Raw genomic sequence first — 18,408 nt, 5'->3', positions numbered from 1 at the left:
AGAGGGCCTTGGCCATGAACCGTGGCACCGAGACGGACGGCGCGGTGGCGGAACAAGCCGCGTCCGGACGCATCCCGCTGGCCGTGGTCGTGGTCGACCGCGAAGGCCTCGTCTCGCACTGGAGCTCCGGCGCACGCCGTCTGTTCGGCGCCGCCAAGGAAGAGGCGATCGGACACCCGGCCGTCGACCTCCTGCCCGTCTCCGGAGTCCTGCCCGAGGACGACGACGTCTCGCCGTACGGCGCCTACGCGGCCTACGACGGTCTCGGCCACGATCTCGAATCCTCCCTGGACGGGCGGCTGTACTACCCGGCGGCCGGCCGCGCCCGGCTCACCGTGCCGGAGCGAAGCGAGATGGGGGACACCCCGCCCGAAGGGTGGGGGAGAGACCGAGTCGACGTGCTGTGGTGGGCGTACCCGCTGGTGGGGCCCGGCTCCGAGCGGCTGCTCGTGCTCGGCGCCGACGTCGGCCGGCTCCAGGAGGACGCCCGGGAGCAGCGCGGGGCGGACCGCCACGGGGACACCGGCTACGAGCGTGTCGCGCCCGGGTTCGCCCTGCACACCGACTTCCCCGGCGCCGACGAACTCGCCCGCAGACTCCCCGAGATCCTGCCCAGCATGAGCGTCGACGAAAGCGCCCGCATCGTCGGCCAGATCCTCGAACTCGGCTATCCGGTCCTGGAGTTCAGCCAGAACGACCGGGTGCCCGTCACCCCCGACTGGGGCGTGCCCCGCCGTGTGGAGCGCAGGGCGCGCCGGGAGCGGGCCGCCAGAGCCGCCGCGCAGGGCCTGCCGTCGGCGCCCGACGACCCCGACGAAGCAGAGGACCTCGAATACGCGGCCGTACGCGAGCGGCTGGAGTTCCTCAACGAGGTCAGCGGTCGCATCGGCACCTCCCTCGATCTGTCGCGGACCATCATCGAGGTCAGCAAGGCCGTCGTGCCCCGCTTCACCGACGTCGCCGGCACCTATCTGCGCGAACAGGTCGTCGCCGGTGAGGGGTTCCCCGAGGGCGTGCCGGACACGACCACCATGTGGCACCGGGTCGCCGTCGAGCACACCGACGAACCCGGCCGCTGGGACGACGTCGTGCCGGTCGGCGAGGCCATGCCCTTTCCCGCGCACACCCCGTTCTTCCAGTGCATGACCACCGGCGACCCCGTGCTCGTGCCGCGCATCAGCGAGGAGATGGGCCATGCCATCGCCTCCCAGTTCGAGAAGCGCGACATCAGGCCGCTCATCACCGGCCGCTCCATGCTGGTCGTGCCCCTCAAGGCCCGCGACGTCGTCCTCGGCTTCATGATCCTGCTGCGCCACCCCGAACGGCCCGTCTTCAACGACATGGACCGTGTGACCGGTGCCGAACTCGCCGCCCGCGCGGGCCTCGTGCTCGACAACGCGCGCATGTACACGTACCAGGAGTCCGTCGCCGAGGCCCTCCAGGACAGCATGCTGCCGCACATCCCGCCGCGCATGGCGGGCTGCGACATCGCCACCCGCTATCTGCCGGGCACCCTCCTCGGCCGCGTCGGCGGTGACTGGTTCGACTCCGTGAAACTGCCCGGCGCCCGCACCGCCCTCGTCGTCGGCGACGTCATGGGCCACGGCCTCAACTCGGCGGCCATGATGGGGCAGTTGCGCACGGCCGTGCAGACCATGGCCGCCCTGGACCTGCCGCCCGCCCGGCTGCTGCGCAACCTCGACGACCTCGCCCAGCGCCTCGGCGACACCTACCTCGCGACCTGTCTCTACGCCGTCTACGACCCCATCGCGAGCGAGATCCAGATCGCCAACGCCGGTCATATCCCGCCCGTTCTGGTCCGCGCCGACGGCGGACACAGCGAGCTGCTCGACCTGCCCACGGGAGCGCCGATCGGCGTCGGCGGAGTGCCGTTCGAGGCGGTACGCGTGCGCGTGGAGCCCGGCGACCGGATCGTGATGTGCACCGACGGACTGGTCGAGGTGCGCGGCGAGGACATCGGTGTCGGCCTCGCGACCCTCTGCGAGTCCGCCGCCCACCCGGCCGCCTCCATGGACGACGCCTGCGACACCATCATCCGCGCCCTCAACACACGCGGTGGCCGCAAGGACGACGTCGCCCTGCTCATGGCCCGGCTCAACGGCATCGCCCTGCAGGACGTCGCCGAGTGGCGGCTCGCCCTCGACCCGGTGGAGGTGGGCCGGGCCCGCGCCGTCGTCCGGGAACAGCTGCACGACTGGGGCCTGGAGAGGCTCGCCGACAGCGCCGAGCTGATGGTCAGCGAGCTCGTCACCAACGCCCTGCGGCACTCCCACACCCGCCCGGTCGAACTGCGCCTCGTCCGCGGCGACACGCTGCTGTGCGAGGTGGACGACGACGACCACGATCTGCCGACCCTGCTCAACGCAGGACCCGCCGACGAGTCCGGGCGCGGACTGCGCGTCGTCAGCGTGCTCGCCCGCGAGTGGGGCACCAGCCGGACGGCCACCGGCAAGGCGGTCTGGTTCGAACTCACGCTCCCGCGCCGCTGACCCGACGGCCCCGAAGGGCGTACGGCGGCGTAAGGAGTCTCGAATGCCGAGTGAAGGTGTGCGCCGCGCGCTTGTGGCCGAAACCAGGCCGCGATAGACCGTACTCGCCCGTCACTTCACGACGGGCCGGCATCGCAACCTGGGGAGTCGGGCATGAGCGTGACGAGTCGATACCGGGAGGCCTGGGAGGGCTTCTGGCGTGAAGCATCCGAGGAGCCGGGGGCGGTGTTCTGGGACGCGGAGCCGGCGCTCACCGTCGGCCGCCATCTGGCCCTCTTCGAGGCGCACCTCACCGATCCCGGCCTCGCGATGGTGGACCTGGGCTGCGGCAACGGCACCCAGACCCGTTTCCTCGCCGAACGCTTTCCCCGTCTGGTCGGCGCCGACCTGTCCGCCGCGGCCCTCGACCACGCCCGCCGCGCCGACCCCGCCGGACAGGCCACGTACCGGCTGTTCGACGCCGTGGAGAAGACCGAGGCCGAGACGCTGCACGCCGAACTCGGCGACGCCAACGTCTATATGCGGGGCGTCCTGCACCAGGCCGAGCCCGACGACCGGCAGGCGATGGTGAACGGGATCGCCACGCTGGTCGGCGAGCGCGGCCGGGCCTTCCTCGTCGAACTCTCCGAGTCCGCCAAACCCGTCCTGATGGGCCTCGCGCAGAGCCCGTCGGGCCCGCCGCCCAAGCTCGCCCCCATCTTCCGGCACGGCATCGCCCCGGGCGAGGTGGCCGACGAGTCGGTGACCGAGTACCTGCGCGCCGCCGGGCTCACCGTCCTCGCGGGCGGCGAACTGCCGCTGATCACCACGGAGTACGGGCCCGACGGCACGCGGATCGAACTGCCGTCGAAGTGGGTGGTGGCGGGTCGGGCCCCCAACTAGCCGTCGTTGGCGCTCAGTTGATTCTGCGTCTCTTGCGGTACGCCGCCCAGCCTGTGGTGGAGGTGCCGGTGCCGCCCGTGGAGGAAGCCGCCGCCGTCGCCGGTGCCGCCGCCCGTCGTGCCCGTGCCGGAGCCGCCGGGGGCCACGGCGATGACCGCGTAGGTGTCGGCGGCGGTTGCCGGGCAGCGCGACGGGCTCGTCCGCCCACTCGGCCGTGGCGCTGGTCGACGTGGAGGACGGGGTGCTGCTCGGGTACGGGCCGTGTACGCCGCTGGTGATCGACATCCTGGTGGACCGCGTTCTCCAAACATGAGAAAAGTTCACGGTTGCAGTATCTGGTGGCCCCGCAGTCCTCTGGGCTACCGTCGGTAACCCCCGCTGTAGCGGCGGCATCTCGTGTGTCTCCCGCCCCTTGCGCACCTCCGACGGAAGGCAGCCCATGGAGAACCCGTCAGCACCCGGCGCGATCACCCGCCGCCGTGCCCTCACCGTCGCCGGCGGGGTCGTCGCCGGTGCCGCCCTCGCCCAGGCGACGTTCCCGGCCTTCGCGGCCTCGGCCGGCTCCTCGGACGCGGACGCCATCGTCGTCGGCCACGGCCTCGCGGGACTGGTGGCCACGGCCGAACTGGCGGCGGCGGGGCGCAAGGTGCTGCTGCTGGACCAGGAACCGGAGGCGAGTCTCGGCGGGCAGGCGTTCTGGTCCTTCGGCGGGCTGTTCTTCGTGAACTCCGACGAACAGCGGCTGATGGGCGTCAAGGACACCCGCGACCTGGCCTGGCAGGACTGGCTGGGCACGGCCGGCTTCGACCGGGGCATCGACGATCCGAAGGGGCAGGACCACTGGGCCTACAAGTGGGCCGAGGCGTACGTCGACTTCGCCTCCGAGGAGAAGCGGGCCTGGCTGGCCGGGCTCGGCATGCAGTGGTTCCCCATCGTCGGCTGGGCCGAGCGCGGCGGCGGACTCGCGGATGGGCACGGCAACTCGGTGCCGCGCTTCCATGTCACGTGGGGCACCGGTCCCGCCGTGGTCGAGCCGTTCGAGAAGAAGGTCCGGGCGGCCGTGGCGGACAAGCTGGTCACCTTCAGGTTCCGGCACCGGGTGGACGAGCTGATCGTCACGGGCGGGGCCGTCACCGGCGTACGCGGCGCCGTCCTGGAACCCAGCGACGCCGCGCGCGGCAAGCCCAGCTCCCGTACGGTCGTCGGCGAGTTCGAACTCGGCGCGCCCGTCGTCATCGTCACCTCCGGCGGCATCGGCGCCAACCACGACCTGGTGCGGCGGAACTGGCCCGCCCGGCTCGGCACCCCGCCCAGGTCCATGGTCACCGGCGTCCCCGCGCACGTGGACGGCCGCATGCTGGCGATCACCGAGAAGGCGGGCGGACGGATCGTCAACCCCGACCGGATGTGGCACTACACCGAAGGCCTGAAGAACTACGACCCGATCTGGCCCGGCCACGGCATCCGCATCCTGCCCGGCCCGTCCTCGATGTGGTTCGACGCCACCGGCAAGCGCTTCTCCAGCCCCGACATCCCGGGCTACGACACGCTGCACACCCTGAAGTCGATCACCGACAGCGGGCACGAGTACTCCTGGTTCGTCACCACCCAGAAGATCATCGCCAAGGAGTTCGCGCTCTCCGGATCCGAGCAGAACCCGGACCTCACCGAGAAGAACATCTGGAAGCTGCTGTCCCGCATCTGGCAGACCCCGGAGCCGATCGAGCGGTTCAAGGAGAAGGGCGAGGACTTCGTCGTCGCCAAGACCCTGCCCGAACTCGTCGCCGGCATGAACAGGCTCACCGGTGACCACCTGATCGAACTCGCCGCCCTGCAACGGCAGATCGAGGCCCGCGACCGCGAGATCGACAACCCCTACACCAAGGACGCCCAGGTCATGGGCATCCGCAACGCGCTCGCCTACCCGGGGGACACCCTCAGCCGTACGGCCGCCATCCACAAGATCCTGGACTCGGGCGCCGGGCCCCTGATCGCCGTACGTCTGAACATCCTCACCCGCAAGACCCTCGGCGGCCTCCAGACCGACCTCTCCGGCCGCGTCCTGGACGCCACCGGCACCCCGATCTCCGGGCTGTACGCCGCCGGAGAGGTCGCCGGATTCGGCGGAGGCGGCGTGCACGGCTACCGCTCGCTGGAGGGCACCTTCCTCGGCGGCTGCCTCTTCTCGGGCCGTACGGCGGGACGGGCCGCGGCCGCGGCCACCGCGACCTGAGAGCGGGCCTCACGGTTCGGTCGGTACGCACAGCACGGGCGTGCCCGCCAGACGCAGCGGCGTGTGGGGTGGCGCCCACGGGTGCCGGCCGAGAACGGCCGTCATCTCAGGGCTCCTCGTGGCCGGGCACGAGGGCGGGGTCGGCCACCTCCGGGCGCTCCGCCCAGAAGGCCGGTGCCCGCAGGCGCCACACGACCATGAGGACCACGCCCGCGAGGGTGATGCCGATGCCGATGACCAGCGGCGGGCCGAGTCCGAACCAGGAGACGCCGCTGTAGGAGTTCGCGGGGTCCGACATGTCGCCGATCGACTCGACCAGCAGCCAGACCAGCAGCCCGGCGCCGACCAGCGGGCCGAGACCGATGAGCAGGAAGTTGCGCACGCTCTCGGTGAGATGACGGCGGTAGTACACCGCGCAGGCCACGCCCGTGAGCGCGTAGTAGAACGCGATCAGCAGCGACAGCGCGGTCAGCGAGTCGAACAGGGCGTTCTCGCTGATCTGGCGGACCACGACGTACCAGGCGATGGCGATGGCCGCGACCCACCAGGTGCTCACGTCGGGTGTGCGGAACCGGGCGTGGATGTGCGCGAAGTGCGCCGGCAGCGCGTGCCGGCGGGCCATGGACAGCGCGGTGCGCGAGGCGGGGATGATCGTCGTCTGGGTCGAGGCGAGGCCGGAGGTCGAGACCGCCAGCAGGACGACCCAGTCCCAGGCACCCATGGCCTCGTCGGCGAGCAGCGCGAAGATGAACTCCTCCTCCTCGGCGTTCTCCGCCAGGTACGCCGGTCCCGCGTAGGCCACGACCGCGTAGGCGACCGACACGTACGTCACCAGCAGGATGATCGTCGACCACACGGCAGCCCTACCGGGAGCGGTGGCGGAGTTCTCGACCTCCTCGGTGAGGTTCACCGCCGACTCCCAGCCCCAGTAGATGAACACGCCCAGCAGCAGACCCGCCGTCAGTTCGGCGCCGCCCGCCCCGAACGGATCCAGCCAGCCGAACGCCGGATCGACGGAGTCGAGCGAACCGGTGTCGGCGTAGACCCGGTAGATCGCCACCACGGCGAACGCGAGCAGACAGGCGACCTGCGCGAGGATCAGGATGTTCTGCACCTTGGCCGACACCTCGGTGCCGATGACGCACACGGCCGTCATCACCAGGATGAGCAGCACCGTCAGCGTCTCGCGCACCAGCTCGTTGTCGACCCAGCTGTCGAGACCGAACGCGAGCAGCGCGAACGTCACCGCGACGTCCGCGAGCGAGCCGACCACCAGGACCCCGGTCATGGTGATGGCCCAGCCGCCGAGCCAGCCGGCCCACGGGCCCATCGCCCGGGTGACCCAGGAGAACGTCGTCCCGCAGTCCTGGTCGACCCGGTTGAGGTAGTAGAACGCCGACGCGATCAGCAGCATCGGGACGAACGAGGCGAGCATGACGCCCGGGGCGTACACACCGACGAGCGCCACCACCGGACCGATCGCCGCGGCCAGCGAGTACGCCGGCGAGGTGGAGTTGAGCCCGATGACGAGGGCGTCGACGAACCCGATCGCGTCGGCCTTCAGCCCTTCGGGCGGGCGGGTGTCCTCGGTGGCCTCGGCCATGCTGCCTCACTTCGGTCGTACGTGACCCCATGAAACAGGCAACCGTGGAGCCCGCCCCGCCTTTGGTGTGCGCTCGCGGGGTGTATCACCCGTGTGCCCAACGCCCGGACAGGTCAGCCTTCGGCCGGGCTCGGTGCCGCCGCCAGGGCCGCCAGCGCCTCCGCGTCGCGCGGACCGGGCGAGGAGTCGTCCAGCAGACCCTGCGCGCGCAGGAACTGGGCCGCCGCGACACCCCAGGGCAGCCGCAGCCCGGCCTGCTGGAGGAGATCGGCGCGGGCCAGCATGGTGGGCGCCGGTCCGGTGCGGACACCGGACGGGGTCAGCAGCGCCGCGTCGTCCGCCCAGCGCAGGGCCAGGTCGACGTCGTGCGTGGCCATCACCACCGTGGTGCCGCCCGCGCGAAGCCCGTCCAAGGTGGCGAGGAGACGCTCCTGGCCATCGGGGTCGAGCCCGGCGGTCGGTTCGTCGAGGATCAGCACACGGGGCCGCATCGCGACGGCGCCCGCGATGGCGGTGCGCTTGCGCTGCCCGTACGACAGCAGATGCGTGGGCCGGTCGGCCAGCGCGGTGATGTCCAGGGCGGTGAGCGCCTCGTCGACCCGCGCGCGTACCTCGGCGTCGGGCAGGCCCAGGTTCAGCGGGCCGAAGGAGACGTCCTGCGCGACGGAGGCGGCGAACAGCTGGTCGTCGGGGTCCTGCACCACCAGCTGCACGGTCGTCCGCAGCCCGGTCAGGCCCTTGCGGTCGTACGTGACCGGCGCACCCGCCACGGTCAACCGGCCGTCGTGTGGGCGCAGTCCACCGCTGAGCAGCCGCATCAGCGTGGTCTTGCCGCTGCCGTTGCGGCCGAGCAGCGCGAGCGCGCGCCCCTCGTGGACGTCGAAGTCGAGGCCGCTGAGGACGACGGGCCCGTCCTCGTAGGCGTAGGACGCGCCCCGCAGGGCTACCAGGGCGGTGGGCTCGCTCATGGCAGGGCCCTTTCCAGTACGAGGGTGAGGGCGGCCAGCGCGGCGAGGAGCACGCAACTGGCGGCCGTGAAGCGGACGGAGACCCGGGCCTCGGGCACCAGGACGCGCAGGGTGCCGTCGTAGCCGCGCCCGGCGAGCCCGGCCTGGAGCCGGGTGGCCCGGTCGAAGGCCCGCACGAAGGCGGTGGCCCCGAGCCCGGCCAGGGACCGCCACTCCGCGGCCCTGCTGGTGTGCCCGAGCCGAGCGGCCTGGGCCTGACGGATACGGCGCACGGAGTCCAGGAGCAGGAAGCTCATCCGGTACGTCACCAGGGCGACGTCCACGACGGGCGCGGGCACCCCGGCCCGTACCAGGCGGGGCAGCAGATCGGACATCGGCGTGGTGAAGGCGAACAGCAGCACGCCCAACGAGGCCGCCGAGGTGCGCAGCAGCAACTCCCCGGCGCGCAGCGGGCCCTCCGCGGCGAGGGACACGAAGCCGTCCGGCCCGCCGACCTGGACGAGCAGGGTGAGCGCGCCGGTCACACAGAAGCCGAGCGGCACACGGTAGGCCCGCCACAGCCGTCGCGCGGGCACGCCCGCCGGACCCAGCAGTACGGCGAGCGCGGTGACCAGGACCAGCGCGGCGCCCGGCCAGGGCGGCAGCGAGATGGCGAGCACGGTGAGGCCGAGCCCGAGCACGGCCTTGTCCACGGGGTGACGGCGGCGCCAGCGACTGCTGTGCGCCGCCGCGTCGATCGGCAGCACGAGAGGTCAGGACCTCTCGGCCGTGGACTCCTCGGCGGTCGCGCCGGCCGCGCTCTCCGCGCCGCCGACCCGCTCCAGCGCCCGCTCCTCGCCCTGCCGCCGACCCCGGCGCAGACCGAAGTAGTAGGCGAGGACCCCGGCGCCGAGGGCGGCCTGGAGGGCGAAGAGCGCCGACTCGATCTCACCGGACGGCGGCTCGTACAGCGGCGAGAACCACGGCTCGTAGTCCGGCTCGATCTCGGTGATCGCGGTCTCCGCCTCGGCGTCGGCACCCGCGAACGGCTCCTCCTTGTGGTCGCCGAGGCCGAGGGCCAGCGGCAGCACGGCGAGGGCGGCCACGACGACCAGCAGCAGAATGTTGATCTTCGTGTTCCTGCTCATCGGGCCACCGCCTCGGTCTCGGTCCCGCTCTCGGTCCGGGACTGCTTCCTGGCCAGGAGCACGCCCAGCCGGGTCAGTTCGCCCTTGCTGGACTGCACCAGCAGCCGCATCACGAGCACCGTGAGCAGTCCCTCGCTCACCGCGAGGGGGATCTGGGTGACGGCGAAGATGGAGCCGAACTTGCCGAGCGCGCCCAGGAATCCGCTGCTCGGGTCGGGGAAGGCGAGGGCCAGCTGGACACTGGTCACGCAGTAGGTGGACAGGTCGGCGAGGAAGGCGCCGAAGAACACGGCGACCATGAGCGGCACGTCGTAGCGCCGCAGCAGCTTGTAGATCGCGTATCCGGCCCAGGGGCCGACGATCGCCATCGAGAAGACGTTGGCGCCGAGCGTCGTCAGACCGCCGTGCGCGAGCAGCAGCGCCTGGAAGAGCAGGGTGATGGTGCCCAGCACCGCCATGATCGGCGGCCGGAACAGGATGGCGCCCAGACCGGTGCCCGTGGGATGCGAGCAACTGCCCGTCACCGAGGGCAGCTTCAGCGCGGACAGGACGAACGTGAAGGCTCCGGAGGCGCCGAGGAGCAGCGTGCTCTCCGGGTGCTCCTTGACCTCACGGGTGAGTGAACGGACGCCGTGGACGACGAAGGGCGCGGACGCGACGCCCCAGGCGACCGCGTGCGCCGGAGGCAGGAAACCCTCGGCTATGTGCATGGCTCAGCAGACCCTCTCCAGCACCTCGTGGATGGTTGACGCGCCCTGGTCGGTCTCCTGGCTTACGGGTACCACCGCCCGTGCTCCGCCTTCCCGGGTCCCGAAGGACCCAGTGGCTGCCCGTGAGGGCCGGAGCCGGACTTCCCGATTCACAGTGGCGAGGGCCGCACCGGCATCACACCGGGTTTCCCGTTCACCAAGGCGTGGTGACAGTAGTGCCCGGACCGGGTGGCTGACAAGCGCGCCCAGGGGGCGTGAAAGGGGCGCTACGGGAGGGGCCGACGCGCGTACACCTCGATCTCGATCTTCATACGAGGGTCGGCGAGACCGCACCTGAGCATGGTGGCGGCCGGCCGGACCTCACCGAAGCAGCGGCGCAGAACCGGCCAGCAGGGCTCGAAGTCCGCACGGTCGGGGAGCAGATACCGCACTCGCACCACATCCGAGAAAGCGCATCCCGCCTCGGCCAGCGCGGCCCCGATATTGCGCAGGCACTGCTCCGCCTGTTCCACCACGTCGTCGGAGATCGTCATCGTGCCGTAGTCGAACCCGGTCGTCCCGGACACATGCACCCAGTCACCGTCGACCACGGCACGGGCATAGCCGATCTGCTCCTCGAAGGTCGAGCCGCTGAGGATCGCACGTCGCTCTGTCATGCGCCGCACGCTAGGTGACCAGCGCAGATACGTCTAATACTGCAGAGGGCATGACCTGATATCCCTGGGCGTATGAACCGACCGGAACTGCCCCTGCCCCAACTGCACGCGTTCGTCGTGCTCGCCGAGGAACTCCACTTCGGCCACGCCGCCGCCCGTCTCGGTATCGCCCAGCCACCGCTGAGCCAGCAGATCAGACGCCTGGAGGACAAGGTCGGCCACGCCCTGTTCCACCGCGCGCCAGGAGGCGTCACGCTCACCCCGGCCGGCCGTGAACTGCTCCCCGCCGCCCGGCGCGCCCTCACCGACGTCACGGACGGCCTGGCCGCGGCCCGCGCCGTCGGCAGCGGCCGGGCCGGCACCCTGCGCCTCGGCTTCGCCGCCTCCCTCGCCCTCACCGTGCTGCCCGGCCTGCTGCGCACCTTCCGGGACCGGTTCCCCGGCGTACGTCTGGACATCCACGAGATGACCACCGCGCCGCAGATCGCCGCCCTGCACGACAGGGCCATCGATGTCGGCCTCCTGCGCGAACCTCCCGCCGACCAGCCGGAGCTCGGCTTCACAACCGTGCTCAGCGAGCCGTTCGTGGCCGTCCTGCCGTCCGCCCATCCGCTGGCCGCGCAACGGACCGTACAGCTCGCGCAGTTGGCGGACTCGCCCTTCGTGCTGCTGCCGCGCGCGGTCGGCCCGCAGCTGTACGACCGGATCACCGGCCTGTGCGCCGAAGCCGGCTTCACGCCTCGGACCGTCCAGCACGCCGTGGAGTGGCAGACCGTGTGCGCCCTGGTGCAGACCGGCCTCGGCGTCTCCCTGGCACCGGCGAGCATCCGCCGTATCCGCCTCAAAGGCGTCGCCTTCCGCAGGATCGAGCCCGGCGACGCCCGCACGCGCGTGGCCGTCGCCTGGCGCGCGGGCGACCCGAACCCGCTGGTCGCACACCTGCTGGCAGCGGTCAGCCAGGATCGGCCGGACCGGCTCCAGTGATGCCCGTCACCGCGCGCGAGGCCGGCCCCCGCGCGGTCGGCGAGGGGCGGCGGAGCGCAGGAGCCGGAACAGACGGGTGCGGTGCGGGACGCGGGCCCGGACGGTCCTTTCGAGCGCGTCGCAGTCCGACCACGCGGCGTCGGCGGCCGCGCTGTCGGGTCTGCGGCCCGCGTACTCGACCTCGTTGACCAGGGTCGCCAGGTCCGGCAGGCGCCGCCCCACGGTGCCGCCCACGTGCCGCGCGCCGAACGCGGCGATCTCCTGCGCGGTGTGCGCTCCCGTGGCGGGAAGGCCGATCTCCGTGAGGCGGTCCTCGATCTGCCGCCAGGCCCCGAGGACCCGGTGCCGCGCGTCCGGCCCGTTGCGCCGTCCGCTGCGCCGCCTGTACGGCAGCCACAGCGCGTACAGCACATACGCCGTGGCGAGGAGCAGCACCGCGAGCGGGACGGTGAGCCACAGCGGCGGCATACCGGCACCGGAGCCACCCCCGGCGGGGGCCGCCTCCGCGGGCGTGCGCGGGGGCGTCGACGGCGGCGTCGGCCTGGTGCTCTCCCGGTCCCCCTGCTGACGCTCCTCCGGCTCCGCAGCCGACGCGGCGCCGGAGCGGCCCTGCGCCGCCTCCCCGGGCGTCGGCTGGAACGGCACCCAGCCGACCCCGGCGAACCTGACTTCCGGCCAGGCCAGCACGTCCTGTCCCCGGACCTGCCAGGTGCCGGAACCGGTCCGGGTACCCGGGCGGAAGCCCACGGCCACCCGGGTGGGCAGGCCCAGGGTGCGGGCCAGGACCGCGAACGAGGCGGCGAACTGCTCGGACGTGCCGCGCCCGCCGTCCGCCAGGAAGAACTCCAGGCTCCGGTAGGTGTGTCCGGGCAGCGCCCCCGGGTCGAGCCGGTAGGTCGCACGCAGCCAGTCGGCCAGGCGGACGGCCCGCTCGTAGGGGTGGGTGGCGCCCCGGGTGACCCGTTCGGCGATGGTCCTGAAGGACCGTACGGAAGGGATCGGTTGCCCGGCCGCGTCCACGGCGGGAAGGGCCACCCGGGCCGGGTCGTGGGCGGTGGCCGCGTACCGCAGCCGGTCGGCGTGGTACTCGGGCCGGCGGGAGGTCACGGTGTAGGTGAAGCCGCTCGGGACGGCGGTGCCCGTGGAGAGCATCCCGCTGTCCGGGTCGACGGACAGGGAGGTGCCCTCGGGCGCGGTCACGGACGAGGGCCGGTCGGCGGCGGGCAGCCAGATGCCGGGCAACGACCGCACGGTGACACGCTGTTCGAGCGTCTTGGCCCGCCCTGCCGCATCCTGGTCGGTGCCCTTCTCCTGCGGGACCCGGCCGCCGGTACGGGTCAGCCCGGCGCTGCTGGTCCACGTCGTCCCGTCGTACCGGTCGAGGACCGCCAGCCGGTAGTTGCCGGGGGCCGCGCCCGAGGTCCGTACGGTGAAGACCTGCTCGTCGCCGTTGCGGAGCCAGGCCGCGACCTGGTCCAACGGGCTGACGGACCGCGGCCGTTCGGTCGGCGGTGTGACCGCCTCCCGCAGGTCGTACGGAGAGCCGAGGCCGGGAAGGTGCGGGCCCAGCAGCGCCGCGACGCCGCCGAGCGCGGCCACGGCCGGGAGCCGGAGCGCCATCGCCCGCAGCGGAAGCCGGCCCCGTGAACGCACCAGCACCAGCAGCGCGGCGGCCCCGGCCAGCGCGCCCGCCGCCGGGTACGACGAGCCCGGGCCGTCCGCGCCGAGCACCAGGGAGAGGCCGAAGGCGAGGACCGCGGGGAGGGCGGGGAGCAGCGGGGCGCGGGTCCGCAGGGCGAGCTCCGCGCCGACCGCGGTGGCTGCCCAGACGACGGCGTGCGGCAGCACCAGCAACTCCTTGGCGCCGGGCGCGGGCAGGATGGTGGAGAGCAGCGCGTGCGGCGCGTCGAGCAGCGCGGACCACGCGGCGCGCAGTGCGGCCGCGCCGGGCAGACCGTCGCTCACCTCGTGGAAGAGCGTCGCACTGACGACGACGGCCCACGCGACGACGGTCAGCAGCGCGGACGGCCACAACGGCAGGGTGGGGCGGTCGGCGCGTTCCTCGCGTCGGGGCCGGCGCCGCAGCAGACCCGACAGCACCGCCGACAGGACGACCGGGGCCAACACGGCCACCGCCAGCACCGGAAGCAGCTCGGACGGCGGGAAGACCCGGGCGAACCCGTACCCCGAGGCACCGGACAGCGCGGCCACCGGCAGCAGCGACCACAGCCGTCGCGCCCGGTCCGCCTCCTGCGGCCCTTCCGGCTTCCCGGCGACACCGCCGGTCCGCTCGGGTACGTCGCTCCGCGGCGCCGGGACGGCCACCGGGGCCGTGGTGCTCATCGCACGGCCTCCCGGCGCCATCCGGCGAGCAGTTCGTCCAGCGAGGCGACCCGCAACTGCGGAACGTCGGAGCCAGGTCCGGCCCCGACTTCGTCGCCCGTGCCCTGCGCGACGGCCCCGGCGCGCACCACCGTCACCCGGTCGAAGCGGCCCCGTACGCCCTCGACGGCGCCCAGCCCCCTGCTGTCGCCCGTGCCGGTGACCACGACCAGCGTCCCGTTGTTCCCTCGCCCACCGCCCGGGCGGCCTTCGAACGCGGCGGCCAGGGACGTCAGGTCCGAGCGGCGCACCACCGCCAGCGCGTCCAGCAGCGCCTCGCCGTCGTCGCCCGAGCCTTCGGTGTGCAGCAGCGGCCCCGCCTCGCCGACGAGGTGCACGGGGAAGTGGGAGCGGGCGGCCGCGTACGCGACGGAGGCCGCGCAGTCCACGGCCAGCTCGAAGTCGTCCTCCGAGGCGTAGGCGCGACGGCGGCCGTCCAGCACGAGCGTGGTGTGCGGCAGCGAGACGTCGACCATCTGGCGGACCATCAGCGTGCCGGTGCGGGCCGTCGACCGCCAGTGGACGCGGCGCAGGTCGTCGCCGAGCACGTACTCGCGCAGCGCGTGGAAGGTCAGCGAGCCGTCGTCGGCGGCGTCGGAGGCCGGCCCCTCCACATGGTGCGCCCGCCCCGACGGCAGCACGGGCAGTGGGCAGATCCGGGGCCGTACGAGCAGCGTGTCCTCGGCGCCGTACGGGCGCATACGGCGGGCGAGGCCGAGCGGATCGGTGCGTTCCAGGCGCAGCGGGCCCACCGGGACGCGGCCGCGACGGGCGGTGGGCAGCGCGTACCGCGACTCGTGGGCCGCGCCCGGCCGCAGCGGCGGGACGTCGACGGGGATGTCCCGGTCACCGCACCGGTCGACGGCACGCAGGCCCCGTCGGGTGCGGCCCCCGGTGTTGACGAGGGTGACGACGCCCTCGGCGGGATCGCCCCGGCTCACCCGGCCCGGCGTGATCCGCCGCTCGGCGCCCAGCCGGGGCGCGGGAAGCGCCCACACGACGGCGACCGCGACCGAGAGCAGACAGGTCACGCCGAGCGCCGCGAGCTCGCCGTACCCGAGGCCGTAGCCGGTAGCGGTGAGTACGGCGCCCGCGGCCAGCGTGCCCCACCCGGTGCCCGACAGCATCAGAGGCGCGCCCCGCTGTTCAACTCCACCGTGGCCAGAACCTCTTCGATCACGTCCGCACCGCTGCGTCCGCTCAGCTCGGCCTCCGGCGTGAGGATCAGCCGGTGCGCGAGAACCGGACCGGCCAGCGCCTTCACGTCCTCCGGGAACGCGTACGGCCGGGACTGCGAGGCCGCCCGCACCCGCACCGCGCGCAGCAGCGCGACGGAGCCGCGCGGCGAGGCACCGAGGCGTACGTCGGGAACGGCACGGGTCGCCGTCACCACCCGCACGATGTAGTCGTACAGCGCGTCGGCCACCTGTACCTCGGCGGCGGCCAGCGCTATGAGTTCCGCGATCTCCTGTGCGGTGGCCACCGGGGTCAGCGACTCGGGGTCGGCGCCCGTTTCCTTGAGCACCGCGACCTCGGAGGCGTGGTCGGGGTAGCCGACGGTGATCCGCATCAGAAAGCGGTCGAGTTGGGCTTCCGGCAGCGGGTAAGTGCCGCCCATGTCCACCGAGTTCTGGGTCGCGAGCACCATGAACGGGCGGGGCACCGGGTGCGTGGTGCCGTCCGCGGTGACCCGGCGCTCCTCCATCACCTCCAGCAGCGCCGACTGCGTCTTGGGGGAGGCCCGGTTGATCTCGTCGCCCAGCACGATGTTCGCGAAGACCGGGCCGGGGAGGAACTCGAACTCACCGGTGTTCTGCCGGTAGACGGTCACGCCGGTGATGTCGGAGGGCAACAGGTCCGGCGTGAACTGCACCCGTGCGAAGTCGGCCTCGATGGAGGCGGCGAGGCAACGGGCGAGGGTCGTCTTGCCGGTGCCGGGGACGTCCTCGACGAGGAGGTGGCCCTCGGCGAACAGGCAGGTCAGAGCCAGCTCGATGGTGTCGCGCTTGCCCTTGACGACGCGTTCGACGTTGTCGGCGAGGGCGTGGAAGCACTTGGCCAGGCGGGCGGTGCCGTCGGTGGGGGGAGGGGTCATTCACATTCCCAGACGTCGGGGTTGGAGCGGGAGTTCACGAAGAGGTCAGAGGTGTAACCGGTGAGGTCCTTGTCGATGTCGGGATGGTGGAAGGTGTGGTGGGCCCAGACATCGGTCGTCTCACCGTTGTAGGTCTGTTCCTGGCCGTGCACCTTGCAGTGGACGGTGGTGAACTGGGTGCCGTGGTGGCCGTCCTTGTTACCGGGGATCTCGCCCGGCCGTCCGCTACCAACGGTGGTGGGCAACGAGCGGATCCCTATGGGGGTGTTGTTGGCTGTGTTGTTCACGATGGCCATCTGCCGAGAGGGCGGGGTCAGGTCGATCCACCCGGACGCTGCCGCGCCCGACCCTGCGGCGTTGCCCGCCATCACCGCCACTGCGGTGCGTGTGCCGTTCTTCATGTTCCTGTACGTGTGACCGAGCGTGGCGGTCTCCGCCGTCCCGCCGGGTCCGTTGAGCGTGTACGTCACCGAGCCGTCGGCGTCCTGGGGCGGCTGCCAGGTCACGGTGCCGCCGTGTCCGCCCTGGGCGGGAGTGAACCTGACGTTCCGCGGCGCCCCCGGCGCGACACACGGCCGCGCGAACGCGGACCGTGCCGACTCCTTGTCCGGCCTCCCCCCGCCGTACTCCGCGACCACCGTGAAGCTGTACTGCTTCTCGCACGAGCCGCCCCTCACCTCGAAGACGAACGGGCCGTCGGGTCCGACCTCGTCCGGGGTGACGGTCTGGTCCGGGGCCGCGCCCTTGAGGACGTAGCGCTGCGGCGTGGCGCCCAGCGCCTCGGCGAAGGTGATGCGGATGGCGCCCGACCGCGACTCCGCCTGCGGTGCTCCCGGCGCCCCGGGCTCGGGTGCCGGCGCTGTCGGCCCGGGCGGTCCGGACGCTCCTGCGGACGGGGCGCCGGAGGCACCGACGGAGGGCGCGCCGGGTCCGGGAGCCGTCGCGCCCGGGACAACCGCGCCCGGCGGAACCTGCCCGGCCGGGGCGCCCGTCGGGACGCCGTTCTCGACCGGCTCGTCCCCGGGCTTGCGCGCCGACGGGGCCTGCGTCCCGTACTTGCCGATCCGCCTGACCTCGCCGTCGGCGTCGATCACCGCGGCGGCGGCGCCGTCCGGGTCGTTCACCCACAACAGGTCGTCCTGTACGAAGAGTTGGAGCTCACCGGGCCCGTCGGTGATCGGTATGGGTTCGGCGAGCGCGGATGCCGCCGTGTCGTACACGAGCAGCCTGCCGGTGGACTCGTCGGGCAAGTAGACACGTGTGCCGAGCAGTTGGGGTGCTCCCAGCACATGGCCGTCCGTCGGTACGCGGAAGCGCACGGTGTGCCTGCTGTGGACGTCCACCACGACCAGGTCCCCGGTGCGGGCGGCCAGCACCGGCACCGCCGAGCCCTCGGTGCCCGAAGGGACCAGCACGTCCGCGGGATCCGCCCCGGCGAACGCGCCGCCGAGAGCGAAGGCGCCCCGCACGCCCGTGGCCGACAGCACCTTCGCCGTGGCGGCGGTCCCGTCGGTCACCACGGGTCGGCCGCCCGCCACGGTCAGCGTCAGATCGTGGCCCGGGTCGGCCACCTTGACGGCGGCGCCCTTCAGGCCCTCGACGAACGGCACCACCGTGCCGGACTCCGGCAGCGGCACCCACAGCGTGCCCTCCCCGTCCACCACGGCGGCGCCCGGCTTCCCGTCCAGTGGCACGGGCGGGGTCTCGGCCTTCGTCAGCGCCGGGTCGATCCGCTGGACGGTTCCCCGCGCGGGGTCGACGACATACGCGTACGCGCCGCCGGAGACGAGCTGAAGCCCCGCCGCACCGTAGTCCGTCGACTGGGCGGTGGTGAGCTGCGCGGCGTCGATCCGCACGACCCGGCCGGTGCGTTCGTCCAGCACCAGCGTGGTCCTGCCGTCCTGTGCGACCGAGACCGGGTGGCCCGCCGTCCCGGCCGGGAGCGTGGCCTTGCCGTCCACCTCGCCGGTCAGCCCGTGCGCGTGCACGACCTCGCCCTTCGGGCCGCTGGCCAGCCAGGCACCGACATCCGCGAGCTTCGGCCGGGTGGCGGACGCGCCGGCCCCGACGGCCAGCGAGGTGCCGATGAGCGTGCCGGCCGCGCAGACCGCCAGGTAGCCGGTGAGGTGATTGCCGGTCGGCCGCATCCTCGCTCCCCCATGCTGATAGCCAACTCTGCGTTGTCGAAGGTTAGTTGACGCGACGCAGAGGTGTCAGCGGCAACACAGGCCACTCGGCCGCCGTTTCAGGGGAAGCGG

The 18,408-nt window shown here is 72.8% G+C and carries 16 protein-coding genes and 1 riboswitch; of the genes, 5 read left to right on the top strand and 11 right to left on the bottom strand.

The window, feature by feature from the left end; translation table 11 throughout:
* Positions 1-14: 14 nt before the first annotated feature.
* Both ACFZBP_RS02585 and ACFZBP_RS02580 read left to right on the top strand, forming a co-directional pair.
* Positions 15-2,510 carry a SpoIIE family protein phosphatase gene (locus ACFZBP_RS02585; RefSeq protein WP_391409465.1) on the top strand — a complete coding sequence of 832 codons (2,496 nt, stop codon included), beginning with the start codon at positions 15-17 and terminating at the stop codon, positions 2,508-2,510.
* Between the two features lie 153 nt (positions 2,511-2,663).
* A complete protein-coding gene (locus ACFZBP_RS02580; protein WP_391409464.1) occupies positions 2,664-3,392 on the top strand; it encodes a methyltransferase domain-containing protein in 729 nt (242 codons plus the stop codon).
* Here ACFZBP_RS02580 and ACFZBP_RS02575 read toward each other — a convergent pair.
* Positions 3,389-3,538: a hypothetical protein gene (locus ACFZBP_RS02575; RefSeq protein ID WP_391409463.1), complete on the bottom strand. Its 150-nt coding sequence runs from the start codon at positions 3,536-3,538 to the stop codon at positions 3,389-3,391. The genes ACFZBP_RS02580 and ACFZBP_RS02575 overlap by 4 nt on opposite strands.
* A gap of 29 nt (positions 3,539-3,567) precedes the next feature.
* On the opposite strand from ACFZBP_RS02575, the gene ACFZBP_RS02570 reads away from it, so the two are divergent.
* Both ACFZBP_RS02570 and ACFZBP_RS02565 read left to right on the top strand, forming a co-directional pair.
* Entirely contained in the window at positions 3,568-3,705 is a 138-nt protein-coding gene (locus ACFZBP_RS02570; RefSeq protein WP_391409462.1) for a hypothetical protein, read from the top strand.
* Positions 3,706-3,831: 126 nt separating this feature from the next.
* On the top strand, positions 3,832-5,625 hold the full coding sequence (locus tag ACFZBP_RS02565) for an FAD-binding dehydrogenase (RefSeq protein ID WP_391409461.1): 1,794 nt from the start codon (positions 3,832-3,834) through the stop codon (positions 5,623-5,625).
* A 106-nt stretch (positions 5,626-5,731) separates the two neighbouring features.
* Here ACFZBP_RS02565 and ACFZBP_RS02560 read toward each other — a convergent pair whose 3' ends face one another.
* The 6 genes from ACFZBP_RS02560 to ACFZBP_RS02535 form a co-directional block, all read right to left on the bottom strand.
* Entirely contained in the window at positions 5,732-7,228 is a 1,497-nt protein-coding gene (locus ACFZBP_RS02560) for an amino acid permease (protein ID WP_391409460.1), read from the bottom strand.
* 113 nt (positions 7,229-7,341) lie between these two features.
* Positions 7,342-8,196 (bottom strand): ATP-binding cassette domain-containing protein, encoded by an 855-nt coding sequence (locus ACFZBP_RS02555; RefSeq protein WP_383449344.1) that lies wholly within the window; start codon positions 8,194-8,196, stop codon positions 7,342-7,344.
* Positions 8,193-8,942 (bottom strand): cobalt ECF transporter T component CbiQ, encoded by a 750-nt coding sequence (gene cbiQ / locus ACFZBP_RS02550; RefSeq protein ID WP_383449343.1) that lies wholly within the window; start codon positions 8,940-8,942, stop codon positions 8,193-8,195. The genes ACFZBP_RS02555 and cbiQ overlap by 4 nt, the downstream gene beginning before the upstream one ends.
* A gap of 6 nt (positions 8,943-8,948) precedes the next feature.
* Positions 8,949-9,323: an energy-coupling factor ABC transporter substrate-binding protein gene (locus ACFZBP_RS02545; RefSeq protein WP_391409459.1), complete on the bottom strand. Its 375-nt coding sequence runs from the start codon at positions 9,321-9,323 to the stop codon at positions 8,949-8,951.
* A complete protein-coding gene (locus ACFZBP_RS02540) occupies positions 9,320-10,033 on the bottom strand; it encodes an energy-coupling factor ABC transporter permease (RefSeq protein ID WP_391409458.1) in 714 nt (237 codons plus the stop codon). Before ACFZBP_RS02540 ends, ACFZBP_RS02545 begins: the two co-directional genes overlap by 4 nt.
* A 29-nt stretch (positions 10,034-10,062) precedes the next feature.
* A riboswitch (cobalamin riboswitch) is annotated at positions 10,063-10,271 on the bottom strand.
* Positions 10,272-10,299: 28 nt separating this feature from the next.
* On the bottom strand, positions 10,300-10,689 hold the full coding sequence (locus ACFZBP_RS02535) for a Rid family hydrolase (protein ID WP_391409457.1): 390 nt from the start codon (positions 10,687-10,689) through the stop codon (positions 10,300-10,302).
* A 72-nt stretch (positions 10,690-10,761) separates the two neighbouring features.
* On the opposite strand from ACFZBP_RS02535, the gene ACFZBP_RS02530 reads away from it, so the two are divergent.
* Complete coding sequence (locus tag ACFZBP_RS02530; protein ID WP_391409456.1) at positions 10,762-11,673, top strand: LysR substrate-binding domain-containing protein; 912 nt, start codon at positions 10,762-10,764, stop codon at positions 11,671-11,673.
* Positions 11,674-11,679: 6 nt separating this feature from the next.
* On the opposite strand, the gene ACFZBP_RS02525 is transcribed toward ACFZBP_RS02530, so the two are convergent.
* The 4 genes from ACFZBP_RS02525 to ACFZBP_RS02510 are packed head-to-tail and all read right to left on the bottom strand — an operon-like array spanning position 11,680 to position 18,297.
* Positions 11,680-14,016 carry a transglutaminaseTgpA domain-containing protein gene (locus tag ACFZBP_RS02525; RefSeq protein ID WP_391409455.1) on the bottom strand — a complete coding sequence of 779 codons (2,337 nt, stop codon included), beginning with the start codon at positions 14,014-14,016 and terminating at the stop codon, positions 11,680-11,682.
* Positions 14,013-15,182 (bottom strand): DUF58 domain-containing protein, encoded by a 1,170-nt coding sequence (locus ACFZBP_RS02520; protein ID WP_391409454.1) that lies wholly within the window; start codon positions 15,180-15,182, stop codon positions 14,013-14,015. Before ACFZBP_RS02520 ends, ACFZBP_RS02525 begins: the two co-directional genes overlap by 4 nt.
* A complete protein-coding gene (locus ACFZBP_RS02515) occupies positions 15,182-16,150 on the bottom strand; it encodes an AAA family ATPase (protein ID WP_391409453.1) in 969 nt (322 codons plus the stop codon). Before ACFZBP_RS02515 ends, ACFZBP_RS02520 begins: the two co-directional genes overlap by 1 nt.
* Positions 16,147-18,297: a hypothetical protein gene (locus ACFZBP_RS02510; protein ID WP_391409452.1), complete on the bottom strand. Its 2,151-nt coding sequence runs from the start codon at positions 18,295-18,297 to the stop codon at positions 16,147-16,149. The genes ACFZBP_RS02515 and ACFZBP_RS02510 overlap by 4 nt, the downstream gene beginning before the upstream one ends.
* Positions 18,298-18,408 lie beyond the last annotated feature (111 nt).

Origin of the sequence: Streptomyces sp. NPDC008086 (genome assembly GCF_042957325.1) — a bacterium.
GTDB lineage: Bacteria > Actinomycetota > Actinomycetes > Streptomycetales > Streptomycetaceae > Streptomyces.
This window is presented reverse-complemented; position numbering and strand designations above follow the sequence as displayed.

Bases quoted from the DNA above. Each gene is read 5' to 3' on its own strand.
- ACFZBP_RS02585 (WP_391409465.1), top strand. From the start codon at position 15: ATGAACCGTGGCACCGAGACGGACGGCGCGGTGGCGGAACAAGCCGCG.
- ACFZBP_RS02580 (WP_391409464.1), top strand. From the start codon at position 2,664: ATGAGCGTGACGAGTCGATACCGGGAGGCCTGGGAGGGCTTCTGGCGT.
- ACFZBP_RS02565 (WP_391409461.1), top strand. From the start codon at position 3,832: ATGGAGAACCCGTCAGCACCCGGCGCGATCACCCGCCGCCGTGCCCTC.
- ACFZBP_RS02560 (WP_391409460.1), bottom strand. From the start codon at position 7,228: ATGGCCGAGGCCACCGAGGACACCCGCCCGCCCGAAGGGCTGAAGGCC.
- ACFZBP_RS02555 (WP_383449344.1), bottom strand. From the start codon at position 8,196: ATGAGCGAGCCCACCGCCCTGGTAGCCCTGCGGGGCGCGTCCTACGCC.
- ACFZBP_RS02545 (WP_391409459.1), bottom strand. From the start codon at position 9,323: ATGAGCAGGAACACGAAGATCAACATTCTGCTGCTGGTCGTCGTGGCC.
- ACFZBP_RS02540 (WP_391409458.1), bottom strand. From the start codon at position 10,033: ATGCACATAGCCGAGGGTTTCCTGCCTCCGGCGCACGCGGTCGCCTGG.
- ACFZBP_RS02535 (WP_391409457.1), bottom strand. From the start codon at position 10,689: ATGACAGAGCGACGTGCGATCCTCAGCGGCTCGACCTTCGAGGAGCAG.
- ACFZBP_RS02530 (WP_391409456.1), top strand. From the start codon at position 10,762: ATGAACCGACCGGAACTGCCCCTGCCCCAACTGCACGCGTTCGTCGTG.
- ACFZBP_RS02525 (WP_391409455.1), bottom strand. From the start codon at position 14,016: ATGAGCACCACGGCCCCGGTGGCCGTCCCGGCGCCGCGGAGCGACGTA.
- ACFZBP_RS02520 (WP_391409454.1), bottom strand. From the start codon at position 15,182: ATGCTGTCGGGCACCGGGTGGGGCACGCTGGCCGCGGGCGCCGTACTC.
- ACFZBP_RS02515 (WP_391409453.1), bottom strand. From the start codon at position 16,150: ATGACCCCTCCCCCCACCGACGGCACCGCCCGCCTGGCCAAGTGCTTC.
- ACFZBP_RS02510 (WP_391409452.1), bottom strand. From the start codon at position 18,297: ATGCGGCCGACCGGCAATCACCTCACCGGCTACCTGGCGGTCTGCGCG.